Source organism: Streptomyces sp. NBC_00316 (genome assembly GCF_036158715.1).
Classification (GTDB): Bacteria; Actinomycetota; Actinomycetes; order Streptomycetales; family Streptomycetaceae; genus Streptomyces.
Genome location: NZ_CP108023.1, coordinates 1,735,795 through 1,762,594 on the forward strand (window position 1 = coordinate 1,735,795; position 26,800 = coordinate 1,762,594).

Annotated in this window: 20 protein-coding genes; 15 read left to right on the top strand and 5 right to left on the bottom strand. The window is 69.8% G+C overall.

Going from position 1 to position 26,800, the window contains the following annotated elements:
• Window positions 1-2 precede the first annotated feature (2 nt).
• A complete protein-coding gene (locus tag OG878_RS07640; protein WP_328886073.1) occupies window positions 3-2,264 on the top strand; it encodes a bifunctional polysaccharide deacetylase/glycosyltransferase family 2 protein in 2,262 nt (753 codons plus the stop codon).
• The gene (locus tag OG878_RS07645; protein ID WP_328886074.1) at window positions 2,264-3,370 is read left to right on the top strand and encodes an acyltransferase family protein; all 1,107 of its coding nucleotides are present in this window, start codon (window positions 2,264-2,266) and stop codon (window positions 3,368-3,370) included. Before OG878_RS07640 ends, OG878_RS07645 begins: the two co-directional genes overlap by 1 nt.
• An 8-nt stretch (window positions 3,371-3,378) precedes the next feature.
• Here the strand turns inward: OG878_RS07645 and OG878_RS07650 are convergent, their stop codons facing one another.
• From OG878_RS07650 to OG878_RS07665, 4 genes are all read right to left on the bottom strand, one after another.
• Window positions 3,379-4,098 carry a class I SAM-dependent methyltransferase gene (locus OG878_RS07650; RefSeq protein WP_328886075.1) on the bottom strand — a complete coding sequence of 240 codons (720 nt, stop codon included), beginning with the start codon at window positions 4,096-4,098 and terminating at the stop codon, window positions 3,379-3,381.
• Between the two features lie 112 nt (window positions 4,099-4,210).
• Window positions 4,211-6,709 carry an ATP-binding SpoIIE family protein phosphatase gene (locus OG878_RS07655; protein ID WP_328886076.1) on the bottom strand — a complete coding sequence of 833 codons (2,499 nt, stop codon included), beginning with the start codon at window positions 6,707-6,709 and terminating at the stop codon, window positions 4,211-4,213.
• A 183-nt stretch (window positions 6,710-6,892) separates the two neighbouring features.
• Window positions 6,893-9,346: an MFS transporter gene (locus OG878_RS07660; protein WP_328891165.1), complete on the bottom strand. Its 2,454-nt coding sequence runs from the start codon at window positions 9,344-9,346 to the stop codon at window positions 6,893-6,895.
• Between the two features lie 189 nt (window positions 9,347-9,535).
• Window positions 9,536-9,979: an SRPBCC family protein gene (locus OG878_RS07665; protein ID WP_328886077.1), complete on the bottom strand. Its 444-nt coding sequence runs from the start codon at window positions 9,977-9,979 to the stop codon at window positions 9,536-9,538.
• Between the two features lie 149 nt (window positions 9,980-10,128).
• Between OG878_RS07665 and OG878_RS07670 the strand changes: the two genes are divergently transcribed.
• The 3 genes from OG878_RS07670 (at window position 10,129) to OG878_RS07680 (ending at window position 13,623) form a co-directional block, all read left to right on the top strand.
• Window positions 10,129-11,169, top strand: a complete 1,041-nt coding sequence (locus OG878_RS07670; protein ID WP_328886078.1) for an Rv2578c family radical SAM protein — start codon at window positions 10,129-10,131, stop codon at window positions 11,167-11,169.
• Between the two features lie 186 nt (window positions 11,170-11,355).
• Window positions 11,356-12,957, top strand: coding sequence for an alpha/beta hydrolase (locus OG878_RS07675; RefSeq protein WP_328886079.1), 1,602 nt, complete (start codon window positions 11,356-11,358; stop codon window positions 12,955-12,957).
• A gap of 96 nt (window positions 12,958-13,053) precedes the next feature.
• Complete coding sequence (locus OG878_RS07680; RefSeq protein WP_328886080.1) at window positions 13,054-13,623, top strand: GNAT family N-acetyltransferase; 570 nt, start codon at window positions 13,054-13,056, stop codon at window positions 13,621-13,623.
• On the opposite strand, the gene OG878_RS07685 is transcribed toward OG878_RS07680, so the two are convergent.
• Entirely contained in the window at window positions 13,595-14,173 is a 579-nt protein-coding gene (locus OG878_RS07685) for an adenylosuccinate lyase (RefSeq protein ID WP_443049072.1), read from the bottom strand. The genes OG878_RS07680 and OG878_RS07685 overlap by 29 nt on opposite strands.
• A gap of 355 nt (window positions 14,174-14,528) precedes the next feature.
• Between OG878_RS07685 and OG878_RS07690 the strand changes: the two genes are divergently transcribed.
• The 10 genes from OG878_RS07690 (at window position 14,529) to pssA (ending at window position 26,315) form a co-directional block, all read left to right on the top strand.
• Window positions 14,529-16,310: a 3-hydroxyacyl-CoA dehydrogenase family protein gene (locus tag OG878_RS07690; protein WP_328886082.1), complete on the top strand. Its 1,782-nt coding sequence runs from the start codon at window positions 14,529-14,531 to the stop codon at window positions 16,308-16,310.
• Between the two features lie 136 nt (window positions 16,311-16,446).
• Window positions 16,447-17,265 (top strand): TetR family transcriptional regulator, encoded by an 819-nt coding sequence (locus tag OG878_RS07695; protein ID WP_328886083.1) that lies wholly within the window; start codon window positions 16,447-16,449, stop codon window positions 17,263-17,265.
• 135 nt (window positions 17,266-17,400) lie between these two features.
• Window positions 17,401-18,201, top strand: a complete 801-nt coding sequence (locus OG878_RS07700; RefSeq protein WP_328886084.1) for a GNAT family N-acetyltransferase — start codon at window positions 17,401-17,403, stop codon at window positions 18,199-18,201.
• A gap of 392 nt (window positions 18,202-18,593) precedes the next feature.
• Window positions 18,594-19,931, top strand: coding sequence for a crotonyl-CoA carboxylase/reductase (ccrA, locus tag OG878_RS07705; protein WP_328886085.1), 1,338 nt, complete (start codon window positions 18,594-18,596; stop codon window positions 19,929-19,931).
• Window position 19,932: 1 nt separating this feature from the next.
• A complete protein-coding gene (locus OG878_RS07710; RefSeq protein ID WP_328886086.1) occupies window positions 19,933-21,945 on the top strand; it encodes a protein meaA in 2,013 nt (670 codons plus the stop codon).
• Window positions 21,942-22,907 (top strand): HpcH/HpaI aldolase/citrate lyase family protein, encoded by a 966-nt coding sequence (locus OG878_RS07715; protein ID WP_328886087.1) that lies wholly within the window; start codon window positions 21,942-21,944, stop codon window positions 22,905-22,907. The genes OG878_RS07710 and OG878_RS07715 overlap by 4 nt, the downstream gene beginning before the upstream one ends.
• A 2-nt stretch (window positions 22,908-22,909) precedes the next feature.
• Window positions 22,910-23,437, top strand: a complete 528-nt coding sequence (locus tag OG878_RS07720; RefSeq protein ID WP_277329471.1) for a MaoC family dehydratase — start codon at window positions 22,910-22,912, stop codon at window positions 23,435-23,437.
• Between the two features lie 2 nt (window positions 23,438-23,439).
• Window positions 23,440-24,645 (top strand): acyl-CoA dehydrogenase family protein, encoded by a 1,206-nt coding sequence (locus OG878_RS07725; protein WP_030971711.1) that lies wholly within the window; start codon window positions 23,440-23,442, stop codon window positions 24,643-24,645.
• Between the two features lie 181 nt (window positions 24,646-24,826).
• Window positions 24,827-25,474 (top strand): phosphatidylserine decarboxylase, encoded by a 648-nt coding sequence (locus OG878_RS07730; protein ID WP_328886088.1) that lies wholly within the window; start codon window positions 24,827-24,829, stop codon window positions 25,472-25,474.
• Window positions 25,461-26,315, top strand: coding sequence for a CDP-diacylglycerol--serine O-phosphatidyltransferase (gene pssA / locus OG878_RS07735; protein ID WP_328886089.1), 855 nt, complete (start codon window positions 25,461-25,463; stop codon window positions 26,313-26,315). Before OG878_RS07730 ends, pssA begins: the two co-directional genes overlap by 14 nt.
• The last annotated feature ends 485 nt before the right edge of the window (window positions 26,316-26,800 follow it).

Genomic DNA, 26,800 nt, shown 5'->3' on the forward strand with positions numbered 1-26,800 from the left:
CGATGAACCGGAATCAGCTGCGACCCCAGGGACGCCACGCCACACCGAGCCGGATCGGACGGGTCCGCCGCCAGGCCGTTCCCGGACCGCGGGCGATCATCGCCCTGCTGCTCCTGCTCGGTCTCGTCTCCACGATGCTGCTCGACGGCTATCTGCGGGCCGAGGTCGGAAACGACCAGCGTGTCCGCTCCGAGGCGAGCGCGAGCAAGGTGCCGGACAGCGTCCTCGACGGCGGCCCGTTCCTCAGCTTCGAGGGCGGCACGGCGCGGACCCGGTCCGTGCCGGACAAGACGATCGTGCTCACCTTCGACGACGGCCCGGACCCCGAGTGGACGGAGCAGGTGCTCGACATCCTGGACGACAACGACGTGCCCGGCACGTTCTTCCTGGTCGGCTCGATGATCTCGCGCTATCCGGACGTGGTGCGCCGGATGGTCGACGACGGCAACGAGGTGGGCGTCCACACCTTCACCCATGTCGATCTCTCGTACCGGAGCGCGGCCCGCGTCACACGGGAGATCGCACAGACCCAGCTCGCCCTGGCCGGCGCCGCGGGCATCACGACGACCCTGTTCCGCGCCCCGTACTCGTCGACGAACGACGCGATCGACAACTACAGCTGGCCCGTCTACAAGAAGCTCGGCGCGATGGGCTACACCAGCGTCTTCATCGACACGGACAGCGAGGACTGGCAGCAGCCGGGCGTGTCCAAGATCGTCAAGTGGGCCACGCCGAAGGCCGGGAAGGGTGCCTCGGTGCTCTTCCACGACGCGGGCGGCAACCGCACCCAGACGCTCGAAGCGCTGCCCCGGTACATCAAGACGATGAAGTCGAAGGGCTACACCTTCACCACGGTCAGCGGCGCTCAGCAACAGGCACAGGGGCAGCAGGCACAGCAGCAGGCACAGGCACCCCAGGGCGCCCCCGGAGCCCTGGGCAACGCCCGGCAGAGGAACCCCGAGCAGGCCGCGCACCGCACGGCCGACACCGCCACGCTCTGGGAGGGCCGCGCCCTCCTCGGTGCGGTGGCCGTCGCGGAGTGGACCGTGCCCGGTCTGGCCGCCGTGCTGGCGGTCGTGGGCGTCGCCGTACTGGGCAGGTTCGCGATGATGCTCGTCCTCGCCCGGCGCCACCACCGGCTACGCAACGGACGGAGATTCGTCTGGGGCCCCGAGATCACCGAGCCGGTCAGCGTGATCGTCCCCGCATACAACGAGAAGGAGTGCATCGCCAACACCCTCAACTCGCTGGCCGCCAGCACCCATCCCATCGAGATCGTGGTCGTCGACGACGGTTCGACCGACGGCACCGCCGAGATCGCCGAGTCCCTGGGACTGCCGAACGTGCGGGTGATCCGCCAGGCGAACGCGGGCAAGCCCGCCGCGCTCAACAACGGTGTGCGGCATGCGCGTCACGACATCGTGGTGATGATGGACGGCGACACCGTCTTCGAACCCGACACCGTGCAAAGGCTCGTGCAGCCGTTCGGCGACCCGGAGGTCGGCGCGGTCGCCGGGAATGCCAAGGTCGGCAACCGCACCACCGTGATCGGCGCCTGGCAGCACATCGAGTACGTGATGGGCTTCAACCTCGACCGCCGGATGTACGACCTGCTGCGCTGCATGCCCACCATCCCGGGTGCGATCGGGGCGTTCCGCCGCGAGGCGGTGCTCGGAGTCGGGGGAATGAGCGAGGACACGCTCGCCGAGGACACCGACATCACGATCGCACTGCACCGCGCCGGATGGCGGGTCGTCTACGCCGAGCACGCGCGTGCCTGGACCGAGGCGCCGGCCTCACTGGGGCAACTGTGGCGGCAGCGCTACCGCTGGAGCTACGGCACGATGCAGGCGCTCTGGAAGCACCGCAGATCGGTCATCGACCGGGGGCCGTCCGGCCGCTTCGGCCGGGTCGGCATGCCGCTGGTGGTCCTGTTCCAGATCGTCACACCCGTCTTCGCGCCACTCATCGACGTGTTCACGGTCTACGCGTTGATCTTTGTGGACTTCCGGGCGTCGCTGCTCGCCTGGCTGGCGGTGCTTCTCGTCCAACTGGTCTGTGCCGCCTACGCGTTCCGGCTCGACCGGGAACGGTACCGGTATCTGCTCATGCTGCCGCTGCAGCAGATCGCGTACCGGCAGCTGATGTATCTGGTGCTGATCCACTCGTGCGTCACTGCCGCGACCGGCGGCCGGCTGCGCTGGCAGAAGCTGAAGCGCACCGGCGAGGTCGGGACACCGGCCCCCGGCACGGGGGCGCGCTGATGGGGGGCGCACACCGCAGGGGTGGACCGCAGACCGCCGTCCGTACGGAGAAGGCCGCCGTCACGCCCGTGGCCGCAGCCGTCCCGAGGGACGGCCGCGACCGCTGGTTCGACGCGCTGCGGGCGTTCGCACTGGTCCGCGTCATCACCTACCACACCTTCGAGTGGCCCTGGCTGGGAGTGGTCTTCCCGTCCATGGGCGTGATGTTCGCACTCGCCGGATCGCTCATGGCGCGGTCGCTGGAGCGGCCCGCACTGCGTGTCGTCCGCAGCCGGCTGCGGAGACTGCTGATCCCGCTCTGGGCGTTCGCGCTGGTCCTCGGTACGGCGATGCTGCTGCACGGCTGGCTGCCGGGACCCGACGTCCTGTACTGGGTGCTGCCGGTGGGCGATCCCCCCGGCAGTGCGTGGGGCGAGCAGGCCTGGTCGGTGCTCTGGTACCTGCGGACGTATCTGTGGTTCGTGCTGCTGTCGCCGGTGCTGCTGCGCGCCTTCCGCCGGGCTCGGCTGCCCGTGCTCGCGCTGTCCCTGGTGCCCGTCGTCGTCCTGGAGACCGTGGGGGGTGTGCCGGACGGGCGCCTCGGCAGTACCCTCAGCGACCTGTCGGTCTTCCTGTTCTGCTGGCTGCTCGGCTTCGCCCACCGCGACGGCGTCCTCGACCGGATGCGCCCCGCACGCGTCGTCACGGTGGCACCGGCCCTTCTGGCGGCGGGCGCCTGGTGGGCCTTCCGCCACCGGGTCGACGGTTCCTACGATCTCGACGACATCCCGCTCGCCCAGGCCCTGTGGTCCGCGGGATTCGTCCTGCTGCTGCTCCGCTTCCGGCCCGACTTCGCCGGGCTCGCGCGTTGTCGCGTGGCCGACCGGATCGTGAAGGTCTTCAACGCCCGTGCCGTGACGATCTATCTGTGGCACGAGGTCGCGCTGATGGCGAGCGTTCCGCTGATCGATCTGATGTGGAACGTACCCGCGTTCGAACGGGATCTGCCGCTGGACAGCGCGTGGTGGCAGTTCGCGGTCGCCTGGGTGCTGATCGCGGCGGCCGTGGCCCTCTTCGGCTGGATCGAGGACATCGCGGCGAAGAGGCGGCCACGACTGCTGCCGTGACCCCCGGATCAGTCGGCTGCGAGGACGAACCAGCGGGCGGGCAGGTCGATGCGGGTGCCGTCGGGGAGGTACTCGGTCTGGGCGAGTGCCCTGTCGCCGGTGGCGAGCGTGGTGAGCCCCGCCGCCAGCAGCAGCTCCGGAACCTCCTCCTCGGTGGCACTCGCCGGCTTGAGCCCGTGCTCGAATACGCGCCGCAGTTTCGCGGGCGGTCCGCCCGGTGCCTGGGCGGCCTGCTGGAGCACGGTCTTGGAGGCGGGGGTCAGCTCGGTGACGAACGCCCGGCCCCGTTTCCCGATCAGCGTCGCCACGGCCGCGGCGACGGCGGGCCGGGCGGCCGGCTCGCTCTGGTGGATCACCGCCCGCATATAGACGTTGGTGTCGCCGATCCGCTCGTGCAGGGCCTGCACCGCATCACCGTCGACCAGGTTGAGCTGGGCGAACTCGGCGACGCCCGCACGGTCCGCGCGTCGTGCGTGCTCGATGGCCGCGTGCGAGAGGTCCACGCCGATCGCGCGCGCGAAGCAGGTGGCGAGGTAGCGGGTCTGGGTGCCATTGCCGCAGCCGAGGTCGACGACGGGCAGGGAGGCGTCGGCGTACGGGAGCAGCAGCTCGCTGTCGCGTACGGAGGTCAGCTCGGGTTCCGAGTCCCAGATCGCCTCGCCGGGTGTGTCGGAGGTGGCCGACCAGAACCCCTCCCACGCCTCGCGGTAGCTCTGTGACACGTCCATACGCACTCCCGAGTCCGTTGCCTGCACGGCTGTTTGCTCAGGTACGGACTACCGTCCCCACGGGTGCAGGGGCAAGGGTGTGTACCTCGTCCGCCGGTCTGGGCGACGTCTTTCACCTGGTGTTCGACCGGGCGTGCGGGAAGCGGCTGAGCGCCTGTTCGAACCAGACGGTCTTGCCGCGTGCCGTGGTGCTCGTCCCCCACTCGCGGGCGAGACTGCTCACCACCAGCAGTCCGCGGCCGGACTCGTCGTGGGCGGAGGCGTTGAGGAGCGCGGCGGGGGCCGGTTCGTCGTCGCTGACCTCACAGAGCAGGGCACCGGTCCGGACGAGGCGCAGCCCGATGTGGTGGGTGCGCCCGTGTTTCACGGCGTTGGTGACGAGTTCGCTGACCATCAGTTCGGCGGACTCGACCGCGTCCGGCAGCTCCCAGTCGAGCAGCCGGCCGCGGACCAGCCGCCGGGCGCGGGCCACTTCGCGCGGGTCCAGGGCGAGTTGCCATTCGGCGACGTCCCCGTCCGCAATGCCGTTCAGCCGGGCCATCAGCAGGGCCACGTCGTCCTTGCGGCCGTCCTTCGGGTTCAGGGCGCGGATGATCGCGTCGCAGGCGTCGTCCATGGACGCGGCGGGGTGCGCGGCGGAGGCGCAGAGTGCGGCGAGACCGGCGCCGATGTCCTGACCGCGCACCTCGACCAGGCCGTCGGTGCAGAGCACCAGCCGGTCGCCGGGTCGCACCCGCACGGTCGCGGTCTCGAAGGCGACACCTCCGACACCGATGGGCGCACCCGTGGGCAGGTCGAGGAGTTCGGCCCGGCCGTCCTCGGCTCGGACCAGCACGGGTGGGATGTGCCCGGCGTTGGCGATCTGGAGCTCGGAGCGGATCGGGTCGTAGACCGTGTAGAGGCAGGTCGCCAGATACCGCTCGCCGAGCCGCTGGGCCAGGTCGTCGAGGTTGCGCAGGAGCTGGGCGGGCGGCATCTCCATGGTGGCCATGGTCAGTACCGCGGTGCGCAACTGGCCCATCATCGCGGCCGAGTTCAGGCCGTGTCCCATGACGTCGCCGACGACGAGCGCGGTGCGGGATCCGGGCAGTTTCACCGAGTCGAACCAGTCGCCGCCGATCCGGCCGAGCCGGGCACCGGGCAGATAGCGGGTGGCGATGTCGCAGCCCGCCATGCGCGGTTCGACCTGGGGCAGCATGCTGTCCTGGAGGGTGTCGGCGACATTCTCCTGGTGCGTGTACATGCGGGCGTTGTCGAGCACGAGCCCGGCCCGGGCGGCGAGTTCGGCGCCCGTGGTGCGGTCCATGTCGTCGAAGGGCTCGCGGCCGGGGCGGCGCATCAGGACCATGAAGCCGAGCACCACGTCGCGGGCCTTGAGCGGCACGATCAGCAGGGACCGGTGGGTGATCAGCGGGCGCAGATCGCGCTTCTCGAACTCGCCGGAGATCCGGTTGCTCAGCTCCTCGCTGACGTACGGAATGAGGACGGGCTCGCCGGTGACCATGCACTGGAAGAACGGCGTGTGCTCGGGGAAGGCGATGGATTCGCCGACCGGGACGGTGTCGTCCCAGCGGCCGGGTTCGTCGTTGTGCTCGACCCAGACCCGGTGCCAGACGGTGGTGACGTCGGGCGGCCCGTCCGGAAAGCCCTCACCGGCGAGGACCGCGGCGCGCAGATGCGTGCCGGCGAAGTCGGTGAAGCGGGGGACGGCGGCGCTGGTGACCTCACGGATGGTGCGTTCGAGATCGAGGGAGGTGCCGATGCGGCCGCTGACCTCGTTGAGGAACTCCAGCCGTTCGCGGACCGCACCGTATTCGAGGTCGAGTTCGGGGCGGGGCACGGACCGGGGCGCGGGCGACCCGTCGTGGGCGGCCTCCGGATCCTCGGCCGGGCGGCTCGGGGCGCGGCGGGGCACACCCCAGTCGGGGGTGACCGGGACCCGCTCACGCTGACTGAACTCCAGAATCGGGTAACCGAGTTCGAGAACCTGCGAGACGATCCGGGTGGCCTGATGGACGCTCATGTTCGGCAGGATCTCGGGGAGCCGGCCGGCCAGTTCCCGGGAGCCGGGGAAGTCGGTGTGGAGGGCGAAGCCGGGCGCGATCGTCTCGCTGTCCCGGCCGCCGCCGTCGCCCAACTGCCCGCCGTCCGCGGCGAGGACGAGGAGCCGTTCGGTGCCGGGCCCGACCAGCGGGTAGGCCCACCACAACACGTCGATCCGTCCGCGCTGCGACTCGTCGACCCGGGCGCGTCCCGCCGCCGGATAGGCGGTGCTCCCGCTGAGCGAGCCGCCGAGCCCGTGGCCGGGGCCGGCGTACGCACCGTCGCCATGACCCGGCCCGGGGTACGCACCGCCGCCGTCGCCGGGTCCGGTGTACGCACCGTCGCGCCACGGCTCCCCGTCACCCCTCAACGCACCGGAAACTGGAAGGAGTTCACCGGCCGGGCAGCCGATGGCTTCCTCCCTGGCGACACCGAAGAGCCGTCCGGCCCCACTCGACCAGTGCGACACGAGTCCGGCCGTGTCGACGACGACCACGGCGAGCGGCACACGTCCCGTTGCGGCGTCCCGGGGCTGCGGTGCCCTCTGCGGCGGTACACCAAGGTCCATGGCTGGAAGGCTCCTTCCCTACCGCAAGGCTCTGCGGCATGTGACTCCACGGTACGACTCCGTGTCCGGCGCCCGCCGGTCATCGGCGGAATCGCCTCCCGGGGTGGTGCGCCCCGCGCGCGCCGCCGCGCAGGACCGGGCCGGCTGCCGCGGGAGGCGGCCTGCGGCCGCGCGCCCCGGCCGTCAGTCCTCGTGCCCGAGCTGGAGGTCGCGTTCGGTGCGCCCGCCGCCGGCGACCTGGAGGACGGTCGCCACCGGCGGGTACCCGGCTGCGATCACCGTGTACTCGCCGGACGACAGGTCCACGAAGCGGAACGCCCCGTCGGGCCCGGTGGTCAGGGTGTCGACGACATTGCCCGCCGCGTCGAGGAGCGTCACCCGGGCGTCCTCGACGGGCCGGCCGCCGCTCGCCCGCACGATGCCGCGAAGCACCGCCCCGCCCGCCAGTTCGATGTCCTGCCGGGTCTCCCTGGCCGCCTGCACGCTGACCGGCAGCGCGGCGGGCCGGAAGGCGGGGGCGCTGGCGGCGAGGGTGTACTCCCCTGCCACCAGCTCCGAGATCACATAGCCGCCTTCACGGCTGCTGCGGGTGGACGCGACGACCTCTCCGCGGACATCGGTGAGGGTGACGGCGGCGTCCCGCACCGGGATTCCGTCGGCCGTGACGACCGCCCCGGCCAGTCGGCCCGCACCGCCGAGCACCACATCGAGCTCGACCGGCCGTTCGCCGACGGTGACGCTGACGGCCTGAGGCTGATGCCCGCCGGCCGCCGCGATCAGGACGTAACTGCCGGAGCCCGGCACGCTCAGCGCGTACCGCCCGTCGTCACCGCTCGCACCCCGCCCGACCTGCTGTCCCTGGACGTCGATCAGGGTGAGAGCGGCGCGCGGGACCTTCGTGCCGTCGGGGTGCTGGACGCTGCCGCACACGGGCACGCCCGAGAGGTGGACGTGCGGCGCGGTGGCGGTGATGCGGGCGGCGGGGATCGAGGCGGACTCGGCGGCTGTTTCGGGGCTGTGGTGGGACACCAGCGGTTTCTCCTTGAGGAAGCAGGCGATGACGAGGCCGAGCACGAGCACCGGCACGAGGTAGAGGAAGATCCGTGGCATCGCGTCGGCGTACGCCTGGATGTAGCTGTCGCGGAGCGCGGGCTCCATCGCGTGGACCAGCTGCGGAGTGATCGACTCGGGGTCGGGGAGGTCGGCGCCGGACGGCAGGCGGACGGCCAGGGCATCCGCGAGGCGGCCCGCGAAGAGCGTCCCGAACACGGCGGCGCCGACGCTGCCGCCGATCTGCCGGAAGTAGTTGTTCGCGCTGGTGGCGGTGCCGAGGTCGGCGGGCGGGACGGAGTTCTGCACGGCGAGGACGAGCACCGGCATGATCAGGCCGATCCCGATGCCCAGCACGGCCTGCGCCACGCTGTATTCGAGGCGTGGGGTGTCGGTCTCGAGGCGGGAGAGCAGCCACATGCCGACCACCGAGATCGCGCTGCCGAGGATCGGGTAGACGCGGTAGTGGCCGGTACGGGAGATCAACTGGCCGGAGGCGACGGACGCGCCGACGATGCCGCCCATCATCGGGAGCATCAGGAGCCCCGATTCGGTGGCGGTGGCGCCGTCGACCATCTGCAGAAACGTCGGCAGATAGCTGGCGGCGCCGAACAGGGCGACGCCGACGACCGCGCCGACCAGCGCGGTGACATTGAAGATCGAGTCGCGGAACAGCCGCAGCGGGATGACGGGTTCGGGTGCGTGGTGCTCGACCACGAGGAAGAGCAGTGTCGTTCCGGCAGCCCCGGCGGCCAGCCCCAGGATGGTGCGCGAGCCCCACGCGTACTCCGTACCGCCCCAGCTGGTCAGCAGCACCAGGCAGGTGGAGGCGGCGGCCAGCAGCAGTGCGCCGAGCACGTCGAGGCGGGGCCGGACGGTGGGTTTGGGGAGCTTCAGCACGACGGTGATGACGGCGAGGGTGATCAGGCCGAACGGGACGTTGATGTAGAAGCACCAGCGCCAGGAGGCGTGGTCGGTGAAGAAGCCGCCGAGGAGCGGTCCGGCGACGGACGCCAGGCCGAAGGCGGCGCCGATCAGTCCCATGAACCGGCCGCGTTCGCGGGGCGGTACGACGTCCGCGATGATCGCCTGGACCCCGATCATCAGGCCGCCGCCGCCGACACCCTGGACGGCGCGGAAGGCGATCAGCTCGTCCATGGTGCGTGACCAGCCGGCCAGCGCGGAGCCGGTGACGAAGACGACGATCGCGAACTGGAAGACGCCCTTGCGGCCGAAGAGATCGCCGAGTTTGCCGTAGATCGGCAGCCCGATGGTGGAGGCCAGGAGATAAGCGGTGACCGCCCATGACATCTTCTCCAGGCCGTGCAGTTCCCCGACGATCTTCGGCAGCGCGGTGGCGACGATCATCTGGTCGAGCGCCGCGAGCAGCAGGGTGAGCATCAGCCCGAGGAAGACCAGCCGGATACGGCGGGGGCCGATCTCCTGTTCGGCCGGATCCTGCGAGGTCGGGACGGACGGTGGCGAGGACGGGAGCACGGACTCGATGCCGGGCGGGGCGGCCGTCTGCGCACCGGTGTCTCCCGCACCGTCCGGCTCGTCCTTCACCAGAGTGATCCCGCCGCCCACCACGTGCCGCTCCCCTCGTCGCATCTGCGCCGCCCATTTCTCGCATTGCGCGACAAGGGAGGCAAACGCGACGAGGGGGCGCTGACGGCGCACTTGGGGGCTTATCCCCCGGTGGGAGCCACTACGGCGCGCAACTGACGGCCTGGGAAAACCACCCGAACCGGTGAGTCCGGTACGGGGCGCCCGGTGCTACTTCTCGACCTCGGTCGCGAGGTTCTGCAGCAGCTCGTCGTAGATGCGGCCAAGCCCCTTGGGCGCAAAGGTCTTCTCGAAGAACCCGCCGATGCCGCCCGCGCCGTTCCAGACGGTCGAGACGACAGCCTTGGACCTGCCCTCGCCCGCCGGCGTGACGGTCCAGGTGGTGACCATCGACGAGTTGCGGTCCTTCTCGACGAGCTGCCCGTCGGTGGGCTCGCTGACCTCCAGCAGGCAGTCGCGGACGCGCTTGCTGGTGGCCTGGAGCTTCCAGTGGACGACGGTGCCCTCGCCGTCGCCGCCCTCGCGCACCTCGTACTCGCTGAAGTGGCCGGGGAGCACCTTGCCCCGGACCTCCTTGTAGTCGGCAAGCGCGTCGAACACCGCCTCCGCGTCCGCGTCGATGATCCGCTCTGTCGTGGCCTCGACCTGCGCCATGGCTGTTCCTCCACCACTCGGTTGTTCGGGGTGTGCTGAGCCAATCACTTCGGGCACTCCGCTCAAAATCCGGACCGGGGACGAAGGGGAGAAAGCGATCAAGGGAACAAGTGTTCTATTCTGTCGCCAGTGCTACCGAGGAGGCGTCCATGCGCTGGGAGAATCTGGTCGAGAACACCCGGGGGGCCGGAACCGGCGCGCTGTTCGCCGCCGACGCGGTGACCACGCGCACCTTCGACACACCCGAGTTCCGGGGGATCACCTTCCATGAGATCCGGGCCCGCTCGATCGTCAACCGGGTGCCCGGCGCATCGCGGATGCCGTTCGAGTGGACCGTGAACCCGTACCGGGGCTGCACGCACGCCTGCGTCTACTGCTTCGCCCGCAAGACCCACAGCTATCTGGACCTCGACACCGGGCTCGGCTTCGACTCGCAGATCGTCGTCAAGATCAACGCTCCCGAGCTGCTCCGCCGCCACCTCGCCTCCGGCCGGTGGCACGGCGCGCACATCGCGATGGGCACCAATGTCGACTGCTACCAGCGCGCCGAGGGCCGCTACCGGTTGATGCCCGGCATCATCGAGGCGCTCCGCGACCACGCGAACCCCTTCTCGATCCTCACCAAGGGCACGATCGTCCTGCGCGACCTCGAGCTGCTGCGGCAGGCCGCGGAGGTCACCGAGGTCGGCATCTCCGTCTCGGTCGGCTTCGTCGACGCCGAGCTGTGGCGCACGGTCGAACCCGGAACCCCCTCCCCCGAGCGCCGCCTCGACGTCGTGCGGACGCTGAGCGAGAACGGCATCGACTGCGGTGTCCTGATGGCGCCCGTCATCCCGTTCCTCGGCGACCGCCCGGAGCAACTGCGCGCCACGGTCCGTGCGATCGCCGAGGCCGGGGCGACCTCGGTGACCCCGCTCGTACTCCACCTGCGGCCCGGCGCCCGCGAGTGGTTCATGCAGTGGCTCGGCCGGCACCACCCCCAGCTGGTACGGCGGTACGAGCGGATGTACGCGGACGGGTCTTATGCACCCACCTGGTACCAGCGGGCCATCACCCGCCGGGTGCACGAGTTTGCGGCCGAGTACGGGATCGGTCCGGCGCGCCGGGGCGAGGCCCGCCGGATCCCCGCACAGCAGGAGCTGCAGGCGCCGGCGGACGGCTCCGGCCCCACCCAGCTGAGCCTGCTCTGAGACGACGGTTCGACGCCAGGATCCGGGCGGGCCGTAGCAGCAGGTCCGGCATCGGGCCCGTGCGGACCGAGAGCGGGCAAATGGGTCAACTCTCCCCAGAACATGTCCCTCCGTCCCCGAATGTGGGGAGCATGCGGCGGGGGCTGTGCCACGCGCAGCCGCGTTCCCCCCACCACGGGAGGCCATATGACGAACCGTTCAGGAATTCTGTTCGCCGTCGGTGCGACGCTCGCCGGTCTGGTGACCGTCGCACCGTCCCCGACGACCGCCGAAGCGGCTGCGCCACCTGCCGCGCCGCTCCACTGGACCGGCTGCGGCACCAAGAAGTACCCGAAGCTGCAGTGCTCAACCGTGCGCACGCCGCTCAATCATGACGACCCGTCGGGCAGGAGCATCACTCTCGCCCTGTCCCGGATCCCGCACACCGCGAAAACCTCCCAGGGCCCGCTCCTCGTCAACCCGGGCGGCCCCGGCGGCAGTGGGCTCACGATGGCCGGCTTCGTGGCGGGCACGCTGCCCGCGAAGGTCGCCGCGCAGTACGACGTGATCGGCTTCGACCCACGGGGAGTGGGGAAGAGCTCCCCGGCGCTGAACTGCGTACCGGAGTACTTCAAACCGATGCGCCCCGACTCGGTGCCGCTGGACCCCGAGGACGAGCAGGCCAACCGCGACCGTGCCGCGTCCTTCGCCGCGGCGTGCGGCAGCAAGTACCCCGATCTGCTGCCGTACATGGACACGGTCAGCGCCGCCAAGGACCTCGATGTGATCCGGCAGGCCCTCGGCTCCCAGCAGCTCAACTACTTCGGGTACTCGTACGGCACCTATCTGGGCGCGGTGTACGCCAAGCTGTACCCGGTGCGGGTGCGGCGCCTGGTACTCGACTCGAACGTCGACCCGGACGGGGTCTGGTACGACGACAACATCGGCCAGGACTACGCGTTCGACGCCCGCCAGAAGGCGTTCGCCGCCTGGGTCGCGAAGCACAGCTCGACGTACCGGCTCGGCAGCGACCCGGCGGAGGTCGAGGCCGCCTGGTACCGGATGCGCGAGGCGGTCAGGAAGAAGCCCGCGGGCGGAACGATCGGCGCGAGCGAGCTGGAGGACACGTTCCTGCCGGGTGGCTACTACAACGGGTACTGGCCGTACCTGGCGAACGCATTCGCCCGGTACGTGAACCACAAGGACCAGAACGCGCTCGTCGACGCGTACAAGAAGCTCGGCGCCGTCGACGCCGAGAAGGACAACGGCTATTCGGTCTACACCGCCGTGCAGTGCCGCGACGCTCCGTGGACGCGCGACTGGAACACGTGGCGCAACGACAGCTGGCGGGTGCACGCGAAGGCACCGTTCTTCGCCTGGAACAACGCCTGGTACAACGCGCCGTGCGTCTCCTGGCCGGTCGAGTCGCTCAACCCGGTACGGGTCTCCAACGAGGCGCTCCCGCCGGCGCTGCTCTTCCAGGCCACGGAGGACGCGGCCACACCGTACGAGGGCGGGGTGACCATGCACCGCAGGCTCGACGGCTCCAGCCTGGTCGTCGAGCAGGGCGGCGGCAATCACGGCATCACGCTGAGCGGCAACGCGTGCCTGGACGGGTACTTGGCGGACTACCTCGACAAGGGCACCGTCCCGCGCGGCGGCGGCAGCAGCTCCGACGCGGACGCGGTGTGCGCGAAGTCGCCCGACCCCGAGCCGGAGGCTGCCGGGGCGTCGGCGAAGTCGGCACGGAGCGCTGCGGCGGACCCCGCGGGCGCCACGCTGCACGGCATGCTCGGCTTCCGCCGCTGACGGGGTTCGCCGGCTCCCGGCCCGGAACCCCGGAACGGCTCCGGATCCGGTAACCCGGCCGCAGGCCTTCGGGGGGCGTACGCCACCATGGTCCGTATGACCATACGGACCACCTCCGCGTACGCCCCCGGCCTGTCCGTCCGGCCCATGACCGTCGACGACTGCGAGGCCGTCGCGACGGTCCGGGTGCGCGGCTGGCAGGCCGCCTACGCCGGACTGATGCCGCAGGCGCATCTGGACGCCATGGACATCGCCGAGGACGCGGAACGGCGGCGCGGATTCTTCGCCGAGGGCAACACCGTCGTGAACGTGGTGGCCGAGCGGTCGGGCCTGGGAGTGATCGGCTGGGCCTGCTACGGCCCGTACCGCGAGAACGGCAGGCGCCTGGCAGGGGGCGAGCTGTACGCGATCTATGTGCTGCCCGAGCACATCGGCACGGGGGCCGGACGCGCCCTGATGACGGAGATACTCACCCGCGCCACCGCGGACGGCTTCCCGGACCTGGCGCTCTGGGTCCTGGAGGAGAACGCCCCGGCGCGCCGTTTCTACGAACGCGCGGGCTTCCTCCCCGACGGCGCCGAGGAGCCTTTCGAGGTGGACGGCGTACTCGTGCCGGAGGTTCGGTACGTACGCACCCTCACGCCTTCCGTTCCCTCAGCCGGCTGAGGGCTTCCCGCGCCGCGCCGCCCAGCCGCGGGTGCGGCAGCGCCGCCTCCAGGAGCGGGCGGGCCTGTTGGTCCCCGAGCTGTCCGAGCCCTTCCACGCAGGCGAGCGCGACCCGCCAGTGCGGGTCGTCCGTAGCCAGCAGCCGCCTCAGGGTGCTCATCAGCGCCGGCACGGACTCCGGAGCCCCGAGCGCGGTGAGCAGCCGCACCGGGTGCAGGGCGTACGCGGTGCGCAGGGTGTTCGTCGCCAGGGCCGCGGCGGCACGGGGCGTGCGCGGATCACCGAGGCGCACCAGGGCGTGGGCCGCGGAGACACAGCGCTCCGGGTCGCGGTGGTTGAGCAGCAGGACCAGCGCCTCGAAGGCGCGTCCGTCGCCGCTGCAGCCGAGCCGGAACGCGGCGATCTCGCGCGCCCAGAGCGGACGTTCCCGCTCGACGAGGACCCGGGCCAGCTCCTCGTCGTCCTCGGTGGCAAGCAGTCTGCGGTAAGCCGCCGACTCCCCCGCCTCGTCCGCCAGCCGGTCGGCCAGCGACCGGAACTCCTCGTCCATGACTGTCAGCCTATCGGCGGACACGGTGAGTGTGAGCGGGCCCACAGTGATTCGGGGCTGGCGCGCTCGTTACCCACCAGTTAAGCTCATGTGAGCGGGACACACTCCCCGCCGACTCCAGTGGCCTGGTGACGCAGCCACCCGGAGTGCTTGTCGGTTCGGCAGCTTTGCGCGACGTGACTCCGGGACAGAGTCCGTCACCCCCATCCCGGTCCGGGTGTGCTCCACGCATCCCGGCCCTGGGCACCACGACACGCAGTTCCCGCACGCCATGCGCCGGTTGGGCTTCGCGGCCCCACCTGATCCGTACGCACAGTGCGCCCACACAGTCGTCACTCATCCCTGGAGTCCCGTGATGGACATCCCTCTCTCCACCATTGCCGTCGTCGGTCTCGGCACCATGGGCACCGGCATCGCCGAGGTCCTGGCCCGGGCCGGCCGCGAGGTCATCGGTATCGACATCAGCGAGGCGGCCGCCCGCCAGGCCGTCGCCGCCCTGGAGGCCTCCACCGCCCGCAGCGTGCAGAAGGGGCGGATCACCGAGGAGGAGCGCCACGACGTCCTCGCCCGGTTCCGTACCTTCTCCGACCTGCAGGCCGCCGCCGAGGCCCAGCTCGTCATCGAGGTCGTGCCCGAGTCGTACGAGATCAAGCAGCAGGTCTTCCGGGAACTCGACGCGATCACCTCGCCCACCGCGATCCTGGCGACCGGCACCAACGCCCTGTCGGTGACCCGGCTGGCCGCCGAGTCCCGGCGTCCCGAGCGGGTGCTCGGTCTGCACTTCTTCAACCCGGCGCCCGCGATGAAGCTGGTCGAGGTGGTCTCCTCGGTGCTGACCGCGCCGCAGGCCGTCGAGGCGGTCACGGCGCTCGCCCGCGAGCTGGGCAAGGAGCCGGTCGCGGTGGGCGACCGGCCGGGGTTCGTGGCCGACGGGCTGCTGTTCGGCTACCTCAACCAGGCCGCCGCGATGTACGAGGCGAACTACGCCTCCCGTGAGGACATCGACGCGGCGATGAAGCTGGGCTGCGGGCTGCCGATGGGCCCGCTGGCCCTGCTCGACCTGATCGGGGTCGACACCGCGCGTACCGTCCTGGAGGCGATGTACTCCGCGTCGCACGACCGGCTGCACGCCCCGGCGCCGATCCTCAGGCAGCTCAGCGAGGCCGGGCTGACCGGCCGCAAGTCGGGCCGCGGCTTCTACACGTACGCGGCGACCGGCAGCCAGACCGTCGTGCCGGACGCGAAGACGCCGCAGGAGAGCGCCGGAGCGGTGGCCGGACGCACCGTGCGGTCGGTGGGTGTCGCCGGTTCCGGGACCATGGCCTCGGGCATCGCGGAGGTCTTCGCGAAGGCCGGCTACGACGTGGTGCTCGCCGCCCGCAGCCAGGAGAAGGCGGACACCGCGAAGGGCCGGATCGCCAAGTCGCTGGAGCGTTCGGTCACCAAGGGGCGGCTGACGGCCGAGGCGCGGGACGAGACCCTCGGCCGCATCACCACGGCCGGTTCGCTGGACTCGTTCGACGACGTCGATCTCGCGGTCGAGGCGGTCGCCGAGGACCTGGCGGTCAAGCAGCAGCTGTTCACCACGCTGGACAAGGTCTGCAAGCCGGGTGCGGTGCTCGCCACCACCACGTCGTCGCTGCCGGTCGTGGCGTGCGCGCGGGCCACCTCACGTCCGCAGGACGTCATCGGGATGCACTTCTTCAACCCGGCCCCCGCGATGAAGCTGGTCGAGGTGGTCCGCACGGTGCTCACCGCGGACGACGTCCACGCCACCGTCCGTGACGTGTGCGTGAAGATCCGCAAGCACCCGGTGGACTGCGGGGACCGGGCCGGGTTCATCGTGAACGCGCTGCTGTTCCCGTACCTCAACAACGCGATCAAGATGGTCGGCGAGCACTACGCGACGCTCGACGACATCGACGCGGCGATGAAGCTGGGCGGCGGCTACCCGATGGGCCCGTTCGAGCTCCTCGACGTCGTCGGGCTCGATGTCTCGCTCGCCATCGAGAAGGTGCTGCACAGCGAGTTCCGCGACCCGGGCCTGGCCCCTGCACCGCTGCTGGAGCATCTGGTGGCCGCGGGCTGCCTCGGCCGCAAGACGGGGCGCGGCTTCCGCGAATATGCCCGCCGCTGAGGGCCGGCCGACGGCCGCGGGGCCGGCCGGCCCCGCGGTTCCGGGGCCGGGGGCCGGCTGGGGCGGGCTGCTCGATCCTCCGGGCGGTCCGCCCCCGCAGGCGCGCTCCCCTGCGCCGATGCAGTACGTTCACACCATGTCCCAGCCTGCCAGGTCCCCCCGTGCCTCCGCCGCGCCCGACGCCCCGGAGAGTGCCGCAGGCACGCGCGCCGCCGCCCAACGGCTCAAAATGCGCCGCGAACTGGCCGCTGCGGCGATGGAGCTCTTCGCCACCAAGGGGTACGAGGCGACTACGGTCGACGAGATCGCGGGCGCCGCAGGAGTCGCCCGGCGGACCTTTTTCCGCCACTTCCGCTCCAAGGAAGAGGCGATCTTCCCGGATCACGACGACACCCTCGTCCGGGCCGAGGCCGTCCTCAATGCCGCTCCTGCGCACGAGCACCCGCTCGACACCGTCTGCCGCGGCATCAAGGAAGTCATGAAGATGTACGCGGCCAAGCCCGCGGTCTCCGTGGCCCGCTACAAACTGACCCGTGAGGTCCCCACGCTGCGGGAGGCCGAGATCGCGTCGGTGGCCCGCTACGAGCGGCTGTTCACGCGCTATCTGCTGGGCCATTTCGACGAGCGCGACCACCATGTCGGCAACGACGATCCGCTGCTGGCGGAGGTCGCGGCGTCCGCTGTCGTCACCGCGCACAACCACGTGCTGCGCCGCTGGCTGCGGGCAGGCGGCCAGGGCGATGTGGAGGCCCAGCTCGACCACGCGTTCGCGATCGTCCGGGACACGTTCGGGACCGGGATCGGTGCGGGCCGGATCGCCGGGACCGAACCCCCGTCGACGCCGCCCGCCGCTTCGGTGAGCACGGAGGGCGAGGTGCTGGTCGCGGTGGCGCGCACCGACGCACCGCTCGACGAAGTGATGCGCACGATCCAGCAGGCGCTCAAGGACCGCTGAGCGGGGGCCAGTCGGCCGATCCGCCGCGTCGGACTACACGCCGGACGGGCTCGCTGCCGAGCCCGCCCGGCGTTCGCGTACCCGGGCGCCGAAACCTGGTTGCTCGCCCGGATCCCCCGGTGTTGTGGTGGGCGCATGACCCCTGATCACAACACCTTGCTGTCCCTCTTCGACCACGAGATGCGCGAGCACGCCCGCCCCGACGGCCCCGGTGTCCGCGTCGAGCGCACCGCCGACGTCGTGCGTCAGGTCGGCGCGGCCGACGACTGGAACGGCGTCGTCTGGTCGGCGCCGGATCTGGACGGCGTCCGGGCGGATGCCGCGATCGCGGCGCAGGTGGAACACTTCGGCGCGCTCGGCCTCGACGAGTTCGAGTGGAAGCTGTACGCGCACGACCGGCCGGCGGACCTGGGACAGCGGCTGCGGGCGGCCGGCTTCGTCGCCGAGGAACCGGAGACCCTGCTGGTGGCCCCGGTCGCGGACCTCGCGACCGCGGTGGAACTCCCCGAGGGCGTCCGGTTGCGTACGGTGACCGACGCGGCCGATGTGGAGCTGATGGCCCGGGCCCATGAGCAGGCGTTCGGCTCGGACTGGTCACGGCTGCGGCATCAGGTGCTGGCCCGGCTGACCGAGGACCCGGACAGCTTCGTCGGGGTGCTGGCCATGGCGGGCGACGAGCCGGTGAGCTCGGCCCGCATGGAGCTGTACTCGGGTACCGGCTTCGCGGGCCTGTGGGGCGGCGGCACGGTCGAGCCCTGGCGGGGGAAGGGCATCTACCGGGCGCTGGTGGCCTTCCGTGCCCGGATCGCCGCCGAGCGCGGTTTCACGTATCTGCAGGTCGACGCGTCCGACCAGAGCCGTCCGATCCTTCAGCGGCTCGGCTTCAGGGTGCTCGGCACGACTACGCCGTATGTGTACCGGCGCTGCTCCGTCTGACCGTACCGAGCGGGACGGAATCCGGCGAAACACCCCACATGCTGCTCATGTGTGCCCGCCGGATGACAAGTGAGAGAAATTGTTGGCACCGAGTGCCTTGCCAGGTGTCACGGAGTGCCATACGTTGAAGTTGTCCGGGCGGCCGGCGTGCAGAGACCTCACGTACGCCGGCTGTCCCCGCAAGCCATGTGCCTGCGCGCCCGGGCGCCTGCGTCACAGGCAACCCTTCTGCTCCACCAGAGCAAGCCGAAGCCTTACCAGCCGAACCGACGGCAGCACCTCCACATCGCACCGCACCCCCCCGTTGGCAGGGACCTCAAGCGTTCCCTCGACGCATTCCCCGAGCTCTCGGCTCCGCTCGAGCAGGGGAAACCCCATTTCGGAGGCACACCGTGAAGGAAATCCTGGACGCGATCCAATCGCAGGACAGCACGGCCGCAGATTTCGCGGCGCTGTCCATCCCCGAGTCGTACCGCGCGGTGACCGTGCACAAGGACGAGACGGAGATGTTCGCCGGGCTCGACACCCGCGACAAGGACCCCCGCAAGTCGCTGCACGTCGACGACGTCCCGGTCCCCGAGCTCGGGCCCGGCGAGGCGCTGGTCGCCGTCATGGCCAGTTCGGTGAACTACAACTCGGTCTGGACCTCGATCTTCGAGCCGATGTCCACCTTCGGCTTCCTGGAGCGCTACGGAAGGCTCAGCGAGCTCACCAAGCGCCACGACCTGCCGTACCACGTCATCGGCTCCGACCTGGCGGGCGTCGTCCTGCGCACCGGCCCCGGCGTCAACGCCTGGCACCCCGGCGACGAGGTCGTCGCGCACTGCCTCTCGGTCGAACTGGAGTCCTCGGACGGCCACAACGACACGATGCTCGACCCCGAGCAGCGGATCTGGGGCTTCGAGACCAACTTCGGCGGCCTCGCCGAGATCGCGCTCGTCAAGTCCAACCAGCTGATGCCGAAGCCGCAGCACCTCAGCTGGGAGGAGGCCGCCGCTCCGGGCCTGGTCAACTCCACCGCGTACCGCCAGCTCGTCTCGCGCAACGGCGCCGGCATGAAGCAGGGCGACAACGTGCTGATCTGGGGCGCCAGCGGCGGACTCGGTTCATACGCCACGCAGTTCGCGCTGGCCGGTGGCGCCAACCCGATCTGCGTCGTCTCCAGCGAGCAGAAGGCGGAGATCTGCCGGAAGATGGGCGCCGAGGCGATCATCGACCGCAACGCCGAGGGCTACAAGTTCTGGAAGGACGAGCACAACCAGGACCCGCGCGAGTGGAAGCGGTTCGGCAAGCGCATCCGTGAGCTGACCGGCGGCGAGGACGTGGACATCGTCTTCGAGCACCCGGGCCGCGAGACGTTCGGTGCCTCCGTGTACGTGACCCGCAAGGGCGGCACGATCGTCACCTGCGCGTCCACCTCGGGCTACAACCACGAGTACGACAACCGCTACCTGTGGATGTCGCTGAAGAAGATCGTGGGCTCGCACTTCGCCAACTACCGCGAGGCGTGGGAGGCCAACCGGCTGGTCGCCAAGGGCAAGATCCACCCGACGCTGTCGAAGGTCTACTCCCTGGAGGAGACCGGCCAGGCCGCGTACGACGTGCACCGCAACCTGCACCAGGGCAAGGTCGGCGTCCTGGCGCTGGCCCCGCGCGAGGGTCTGGGCGTGCGCAACGAGGAGCTGCGCGAGCAGCACATCGACGCCATCAACCGCTTCCGGGACATCTGACATGAGTGGCCGCCAGAAGGACCGCCCGTGGCTCATGCGGACGTACGCCGGTCACTCGACCGCCGAGGCGTCCAACGAGCTCTACCGGCGCAACCTCGCCAAGGGCCAGACGGGTCTGTCGGTCGCCTTCGACCTCCCGACCCAGACGGGTTACGACCCCGACCACATCCTCGCCCGCGGCGAGGTCGGCCGGGTCGGGGTTCCCGTCTCGCACCTCGGCGACATGCGGCGGCTGTTCCAGGACATCCCGCTGGAGCAGATGAACACCTCGATGACGATCAACGCCACCGCGATGTGGCTGCTGGCGCTCTATCAGGTGGTCGCCGAGGAGCAGGGCGCCGACGCCACCAAGCTCCAGGGCACGACGCAGAACGACATCGTCAAGGAGTACCTCTCGCGCGGGACGCACGTCTTCCCGCCCGGCCCGTCACTGCGGCTGACCACCGACATGATCACGTACACGGTCAACCGCATACCGAAGTGGAACCCGATCAACATCTGCAGCTACCACCTGCAGGAGGCGGGGGCCACTCCGGTCCAGGAGATCGCGTACGCCATGTCGACTGCGATCGCCGTGCTCGACGCGGTCCGTGACTCCGGGCAGGTGCCCGAGGAGAAGTTCGGCGATGTCGTCGCCCGCATCTCCTTCTTCGTGAACGCGGGCGTCCGCTTCATCGAGGAGATGTGCAAGATGCGCGCCTTCGGCCGCATCTGGGACCAGGTCACGCGCGAGCGGTACGGCATCACCGACGCCAAGCAGCGCCGCTTCCGCTACGGCGTCCAGGTCAACTCCCTCGGGCTGACCGAGGCACAGCCGGAGAACAACGTCCAGCGCATCGTCCTGGAGATGCTGGCCGTCACCCTCTCCAAGGACGCCCGCGCCCGGGCCGTCCAGCTGCCGGCCTGGAACGAGGCGCTGGGGCTCCCCCGGCCCTGGGACCAGCAGTGGTCGCTGCGGATCCAGCAGGTCCTCGCGCACGAGAGCGATCTGCTGGAGTACGAGGACATCTTCGCCGGATCGCATGTCATCGAGGCGAAGGTCGACGCCCTGTTCACCGAGTCGCTCGCGGAGATCGACCGGATCCAGCAGATGGGCGGCGCCATGGCCGCCGTCGAGTCCGGCTACCTGAAGTCGGAGCTGGTCTCCTCGCACGCACAGCGGCGGGCCCGGATCGAGGGCGGCGAGGAGAAAATCGTCGGCGTCAACATCTACGAGACGACCGAGCCGAACCCGCTCACCGCGGACCTCGACGGCGCGATCATGACGGTCGACCCCGCCAACGAGGCAAGGGTGGTCGCGGCGCTCCACGAGTGGCGCGACAACCGGGACGAGACCCGCGCCTCCGAGGCGCTGGCCGCGCTGAAGAAGGCCGCGGCGGGCACCGACAACATGATGGAAGCGACCGTCGAATGCGCCCGAGCGGGTGTCACCACCGGCGAGTGGTCGTGGGCGCTGCGCGATGTGTTCGGCGAGTTCCGGGCCCCGACGGGCGTGTCGTCCGCACCGGTCGCGGTGACCGCAGAGGCGGGCACGCCGCTCGCTCTCGTACGGGAGAAGGTCGCCCGTACCGCCGAGGACCTCGGTGCCGGGCGGCTGCGGCTGCTGGTCGGCAAGCCGGGTCTGGACGGGCACTCCAACGGCGCCGAGCAGATCGCCGTACGGGCCCGTGACGCCGGGTTCGAGGTCGTCTACCAGGGGATCAGGCTGACCCCCGAACAGATCGTCTCGGCGGCACTCGCCGAGGACGTGCACTGCGTCGGTCTGTCGATCCTGTCCGGCTCGCACGCCGAGCTGGTGCCGGACGTGCTGAACCGGCTGCGCGAGGCCGGCGCCAACGACATACCGGTGATCGCGGGCGGGATCATTCCGCCCGCCGACGCCACCGCGCTGATCGAGGCGGGCGTCGCCGCCGTATTCACCCCGAAGGACTTCGGTATCACGGAGATCATCGGCCGTATCGTCGACGAGATCCGGAAAGCGAACAAGCTCGACCCTCTGGAGGTCCCCGCATGACCCAGCCTGTGAACCGTCTGCGTCCGCGCCGCTCCTGCCTGGCTGTCCCGGGCTCGAACCCGCGGTTCCTGGAGAAGGCCCAGGGCCTCCCGGCCGACCAGGTCTTCCTGGACCTCGAGGACGCCTGCGCCCCGCTCGCCAAGGAAGGCGCCCGGCATCACATCGTCGACGCGCTGAACAACGGCGACTGGACGGGCAAGACCCGGGTCGTGCGAGTGAACGACTGGACGACGCACTGGACGTACCGCGATGTGATCACGGTCGTCGAGGGCGCCGGCCAGAACCTCGACTGCATCATGCTGCCGAAGGTCCAGGACGCCCAGCAGGTCGTCGCGCTCGACCTCCTGCTGACCCAGATCGAGAAGACGATGGGCTTCGAGGTCGGCAGGATCGGCATCGAGGCGCAGATCGAGAACGCCAAGGGCCTGGTGAACATCGACGACATCGCCGCCGCCTCGCCGCGCCTGGAGACGCTGATCTTCGGCCCCGCGGACTTCATGGCGTCGATCAACATGAAGACCCTGGTCGTCGGTCAGCAGCCGCCCGGCTACGGCGCGGACGCGTACCACTACATCCTGATGCGCATTCTGATGGCGGCCCGTACGCACGACCTCCAGGCGATCGACGGCCCCTTCCTCCAGATCCGCGACGTGGACGCGTACCGCGAGGTCGCGGGCCGTGCGGCGGCGCTGGGCTTCGACGGCAAGTGGGTGCTGCACCCCGGTCAGGTCGACGCGGCCAACGAGGTGTTCTCTCCCTCGCAGGAGGACTACGACCACGCCGAGCTGATCCTCGACGCATACGAGTGGTGCACCTCGGAAGCGGGCGGCAAGAAGGGCTCGGCGATGCTCGGCGACGAGATGATCGACGAGGCCAGCCGGAAGATGGCCCTGGTCATCGCGGGCAAGGGCCGCGCGGCCGGGATGCAGCGCACCTCCAAGTTCGAAGCTCCGGAGGCCTGATCATGCAGTTCGGACGCACGTATGAGGAGTTCGAGGTCGGTGCGGTCTACAAGCACTGGCCGGGAAAGACGGTCACGGAGTACGACGACCACCTTTTCTGTCTGCTGACCATGAACCATCACCCACTGCACATGGACAGCAACTACGCGGAGAAGACGACCGATTTCGGCAAGAACGTTGTCGTCGGCAACTACATCTACTCACTGTTGCTCGGCATGTCCGTCCCGGATGTCTCCGGCAAGGCCATCGCCAACCTGGAGGTCGAGTCGCTGAAGCACGTCGCGCCGACCTTCCACGGCGACACGATCTACGGCGAGACGACCGTTCTCGACAAGATTCCGTCAAAGTCCAAGAGCGACCGCGGAATCGTTTACGTGGAAACCAAGGGATACAAGCAGGACGGCACGCTCGTCTGTGTGTTCCGTCGCAAGGTGATGGTCCCCACCGAGACGTACATCAAGGAGCGCGGCGGCGAGCAGCCCGGCCGCCCGGAGCTGAACCAGCCTTCGCAGAAGAACGTGGAGAAGTAGCCATGACGCGACTCGCCCAGACCGCCGGTCTGAACGACATCCAGCAGGAAATCCTCTCCACGGTCCGGGATTTCGTCGACAAGGAGATCATTCCGGTCGCCACCCAGCTGGAGCACCGCGACGAGTACCCGACGGAGATCGTCGAGGGGCTCAAGGAGCTCGGCCTGTTCGGGCTGATGATTCCCGAGGAGTACGGGGGTCTGGGTGAGTCGCTTCTCACATACGCACTGTGTGTGGAGGAAATTGCCCGCGGCTGGATGAGCGTGTCGGGGATCATCAACACGCACTTCATCGTGGCGTACATGCTCAAGCAGCACGGCACTCAGGAGCAGAAGGACACGTTCCTGCCGCGCATGGCGCTGGGCGAGGTCCGGGGCGCATTCTCGATGTCCGAGCCGGCGCTGGGCTCCGATGTCTCGGCGATCACCTCGAAGGGTGTCAGGGACGGCGACGAGTACGTCCTGAACGGCCAGAAGATGTGGCTGACGAACGGCGGCACGTCGTCGCTCGTCGCCGTGCTGTGCCGAAGTGACGAAGGACACCCCGAGGGCACGGCCCGGCACAAGTCGATGACGACCTTCCTGGTGGAGAAGGAGCCGGGCTTCGGCGAGGTCCGGCCGGGGCTCACCATCCCCGGAAAGATCGACAAGATGGGTTACAAGGGCGTCGACACGACGGAACTCATCATGGACGGACTACGCATTCCGGCCAATCGTGTACTCGGCGGGACCACCGGCCGAGGGTTTTACCAAATGATGGACGGCGTCGAGGTCGGCCGGGTGAATGTGGCCGCACGTGGCTGCGGAGTCGCCCAGCGTGCATTCGAGCTGGGCGTTTCCTATGCCCAGCAGCGCCACACCTTCGGAAAGCCGATCGCCCAGCACCAGGCCATCCAGTTCAAGCTGGCCGAAATGGCCACCAAGGTCGAAGCGGCCCATGCGATGATGGTGAATGCGGCACGCAAAAAGGACTCCGGGGAACGAAACGACCTGGAGGCAGGGATGGCGAAGTACCTCGCCTCCGAGTACTGCAAGGAAGTCGTCGAGGACGCCTTCCGTATCCACGGCGGTTACGGCTTCTCCAAGGAGTACGAGATCGAGCGCCTCTACCGGGAGGCTCCGATGCTGCTGATCGGTGAAGGTACCGCCGAGATCCAGAAAATGATCATTGGGCGCCGACTCCTCGAGGAGTACCGGTTCCAGGGTTGATCATCCCCTTTGTGGCGATTTGACCGCGAAGAAGATCACACCCTGTCATCCTCACCCGGTGCCTTCCAGCCGTCCGACTCGGCTGCTGGCTTGCCCAGTTGCGGGCCGCAACCGATAGCATCGCCGGAAAAGCCGCCGTCCCCCGTTGCCAGCGCGGCATCATCCGCTACGAAGGTCATCCATGCCCGACAGCCAAACCTCTGCACCACGCGGCGGAGTCCGCCTTGCGCGCGGAGCTTCGCCGTGGCTCCTCCCGACCGTCGCCACCGCGGCACTCAGCCTTGCCCGGGCCCGCAAGTCCGGACGCTGGGCCGCCGTGGCGGTGCCCACCACCGCCCTCGCCGCGGGCATGCTGTGGTTCTTCCGCGACCCCGAGCGCGAGATCACCCAGGGCCGGGTCATTTCGCCGGCCGACGGCGTGGTGCAGAGCATCATGCCGTGGAAGGACGGACGTACCCGCGTCGCGATCTTCATGAGCCCGCTCAATGTTCACGTCAACCGCGCGCCGCTGGCCGGCACGGTGACGTCGGTCGAGCACATCCCCGGTGGGTTCGTTCCGGCGTTCAACAAGGAGAGCGAGAACAACGAGCGCGTTGTCTGGCACTTCGACACCGAGCTCGGCGACATCGAGATGGTGCAGATCGCGGGTGCGGTTGCCCGGCGCATCGTCCCGTACGTCCCGCAGGGAACGAAGGTGGAGCAGGGCGAGCGCATCGGCCTGATCCGCTTCGGCTCCCGGGTCGACATCTACCTTCCGGAAGGTATCGATGTCGCGGTCGAGGTCGGCCAGGCCACCACCGCGGGGGTGACTCGAATTGACCGTGATTGATCCCGACACGCAGGCCGGCTGGGTCCCGGAGGGCGAGTGCGAGGCGGACGCCGAGGACATGCCGCTCTCTCTGCGGCTGTCGATAGCGGACACCCTCACTCTCGGTAATGCCACGTGCGGTTTCATGGCGGTGTACTTCACCACCACCGGGATCCTCATCCCGCACCTCACCGGCAGCGACGAGAGCGGCATGGCCCGGCACTCCGCGGCCACCGCCGTGATACTGATGCTCCTCGCCGCGGTCTTCGACCTCTTCGACGGGCTGGTGGCGCGCAAGCTCCGCTCGTCGCCGATGGGCGCGGAGCTGGACAACCTCTCGGACCTGATCAGCTTCGGCCTCGCCCCGGCGTACTTCGTGCTGGTGTACGGCATGGTCGCGGACGACGCACACCAGAGGGTGTCGGCGCTCGCGGCGATCGTCGTGCTGCTGGCGGTGGTGCTGAGACTTGCCAGATTCTCCTGCGTCACCATGAAGGACGGCATGTTCCAGGGCATGCCGAGCCCCTTCGGAGCGCTCACGGTCGTCTCGATCGTGCTCCTGGAGCTGCCCTTCGTACCGACGCTGCTCGCCATCGTGGGAGTGGCGTGGCTCATGGTCAGCCGGGTCGAGTACCCGAAGCCGCGGGGTGTCCTCGCGGTGGCGATGCTCAGCTGGATCGTGGGCGCGATGGGGCTGCTCGCCGCCTGGGCGTTCGACGCCCCCGGCGGTCAGCTGCTCCTGCAGACCGGCTGCGCGCTGCAGGTGGTCCTGGGAGCGGTCATCCCGCTCTTCGCCACGGCGCGGCGGGTGAACACCTTCCGCGACAACCGGCGCGAGGCACGGGCGGCTCAGCTGCCCTAGCGGTACGGAACGCGTCATGACGCACGAGGGCCCGGGTGCTCCCCAGCACCCGGGCCCTCGTGCATGCCGTGGTGACGCGCCTTCTCGGTACGATCTTCTCGACAGCCCTCATCCGCAGGCTTCCCTCTCAGGCGCCGAGGACCGCTGTGCTTCCCCCGGCCCGTGCGGCGGATGTACGGACCGGACCGCCGCCGGGGCCCGCCCGGAACATCGCGCACGTGACGCAGCGACGGCGTTCTGTTGAGCTGGGCAGCCTTCGGCATGCGGTTCCGCGGTTTCGGTGCGGTCCTTCCGAATCTGTCGGTGCGGGGACGGAGTCGATCTCGCGGGACGCGAGCGTGGTCACGTTTCGTACGGGGCAGGGCAGCCGGATCGAGTGGTCCGCGCTGCGGGAGTCCGTCATGTATTACGGCGCACCGTCGCGGAGGACGACGAAAGGGCGTGGGCGGTCCGGCTCTCGTGGGGTGTCCGCGGTGCCCTTCGGT

What these genes read in the sequence shown, in the direction of transcription:
- OG878_RS07720 (WP_277329471.1), top strand. Translation starts at nt 22,910, where the DNA reads ATGCAGTTCGGACGCACGTATGAGGAGTTCGAGGTCGGTGCGGTCTAC.
- OG878_RS07715 (WP_328886087.1), top strand. Translation starts at nt 21,942, where the DNA reads ATGACCCAGCCTGTGAACCGTCTGCGTCCGCGCCGCTCCTGCCTGGCT.
- OG878_RS07675 (WP_328886079.1), top strand. Translation starts at nt 11,356, where the DNA reads ATGACGAACCGTTCAGGAATTCTGTTCGCCGTCGGTGCGACGCTCGCC.
- OG878_RS07655 (WP_328886076.1), bottom strand. Translation starts at nt 6,709, where the DNA reads ATGGACCTTGGTGTACCGCCGCAGAGGGCACCGCAGCCCCGGGACGCC.
- OG878_RS07650 (WP_328886075.1), bottom strand. Translation starts at nt 4,098, where the DNA reads ATGGACGTGTCACAGAGCTACCGCGAGGCGTGGGAGGGGTTCTGGTCG.
- OG878_RS07710 (WP_328886086.1), top strand. Translation starts at nt 19,933, where the DNA reads ATGAGTGGCCGCCAGAAGGACCGCCCGTGGCTCATGCGGACGTACGCC.
- OG878_RS07690 (WP_328886082.1), top strand. Translation starts at nt 14,529, where the DNA reads ATGGACATCCCTCTCTCCACCATTGCCGTCGTCGGTCTCGGCACCATG.
- OG878_RS07665 (WP_328886077.1), bottom strand. Translation starts at nt 9,979, where the DNA reads ATGGCGCAGGTCGAGGCCACGACAGAGCGGATCATCGACGCGGACGCG.
- OG878_RS07685 (WP_443049072.1), bottom strand. Translation starts at nt 14,173, where the DNA reads ATGGACGAGGAGTTCCGGTCGCTGGCCGACCGGCTGGCGGACGAGGCG.
- OG878_RS07695 (WP_328886083.1), top strand. Translation starts at nt 16,447, where the DNA reads ATGTCCCAGCCTGCCAGGTCCCCCCGTGCCTCCGCCGCGCCCGACGCC.
- OG878_RS07725 (WP_030971711.1), top strand. Translation starts at nt 23,440, where the DNA reads ATGACGCGACTCGCCCAGACCGCCGGTCTGAACGACATCCAGCAGGAA.
- OG878_RS07730 (WP_328886088.1), top strand. Translation starts at nt 24,827, where the DNA reads ATGCCCGACAGCCAAACCTCTGCACCACGCGGCGGAGTCCGCCTTGCG.
- OG878_RS07645 (WP_328886074.1), top strand. Translation starts at nt 2,264, where the DNA reads ATGGGGGGCGCACACCGCAGGGGTGGACCGCAGACCGCCGTCCGTACG.
- OG878_RS07680 (WP_328886080.1), top strand. Translation starts at nt 13,054, where the DNA reads ATGACCATACGGACCACCTCCGCGTACGCCCCCGGCCTGTCCGTCCGG.
- OG878_RS07670 (WP_328886078.1), top strand. Translation starts at nt 10,129, where the DNA reads ATGCGCTGGGAGAATCTGGTCGAGAACACCCGGGGGGCCGGAACCGGC.
- OG878_RS07700 (WP_328886084.1), top strand. Translation starts at nt 17,401, where the DNA reads ATGACCCCTGATCACAACACCTTGCTGTCCCTCTTCGACCACGAGATG.
- OG878_RS07640 (WP_328886073.1), top strand. Translation starts at nt 3, where the DNA reads ATGAACCGGAATCAGCTGCGACCCCAGGGACGCCACGCCACACCGAGC.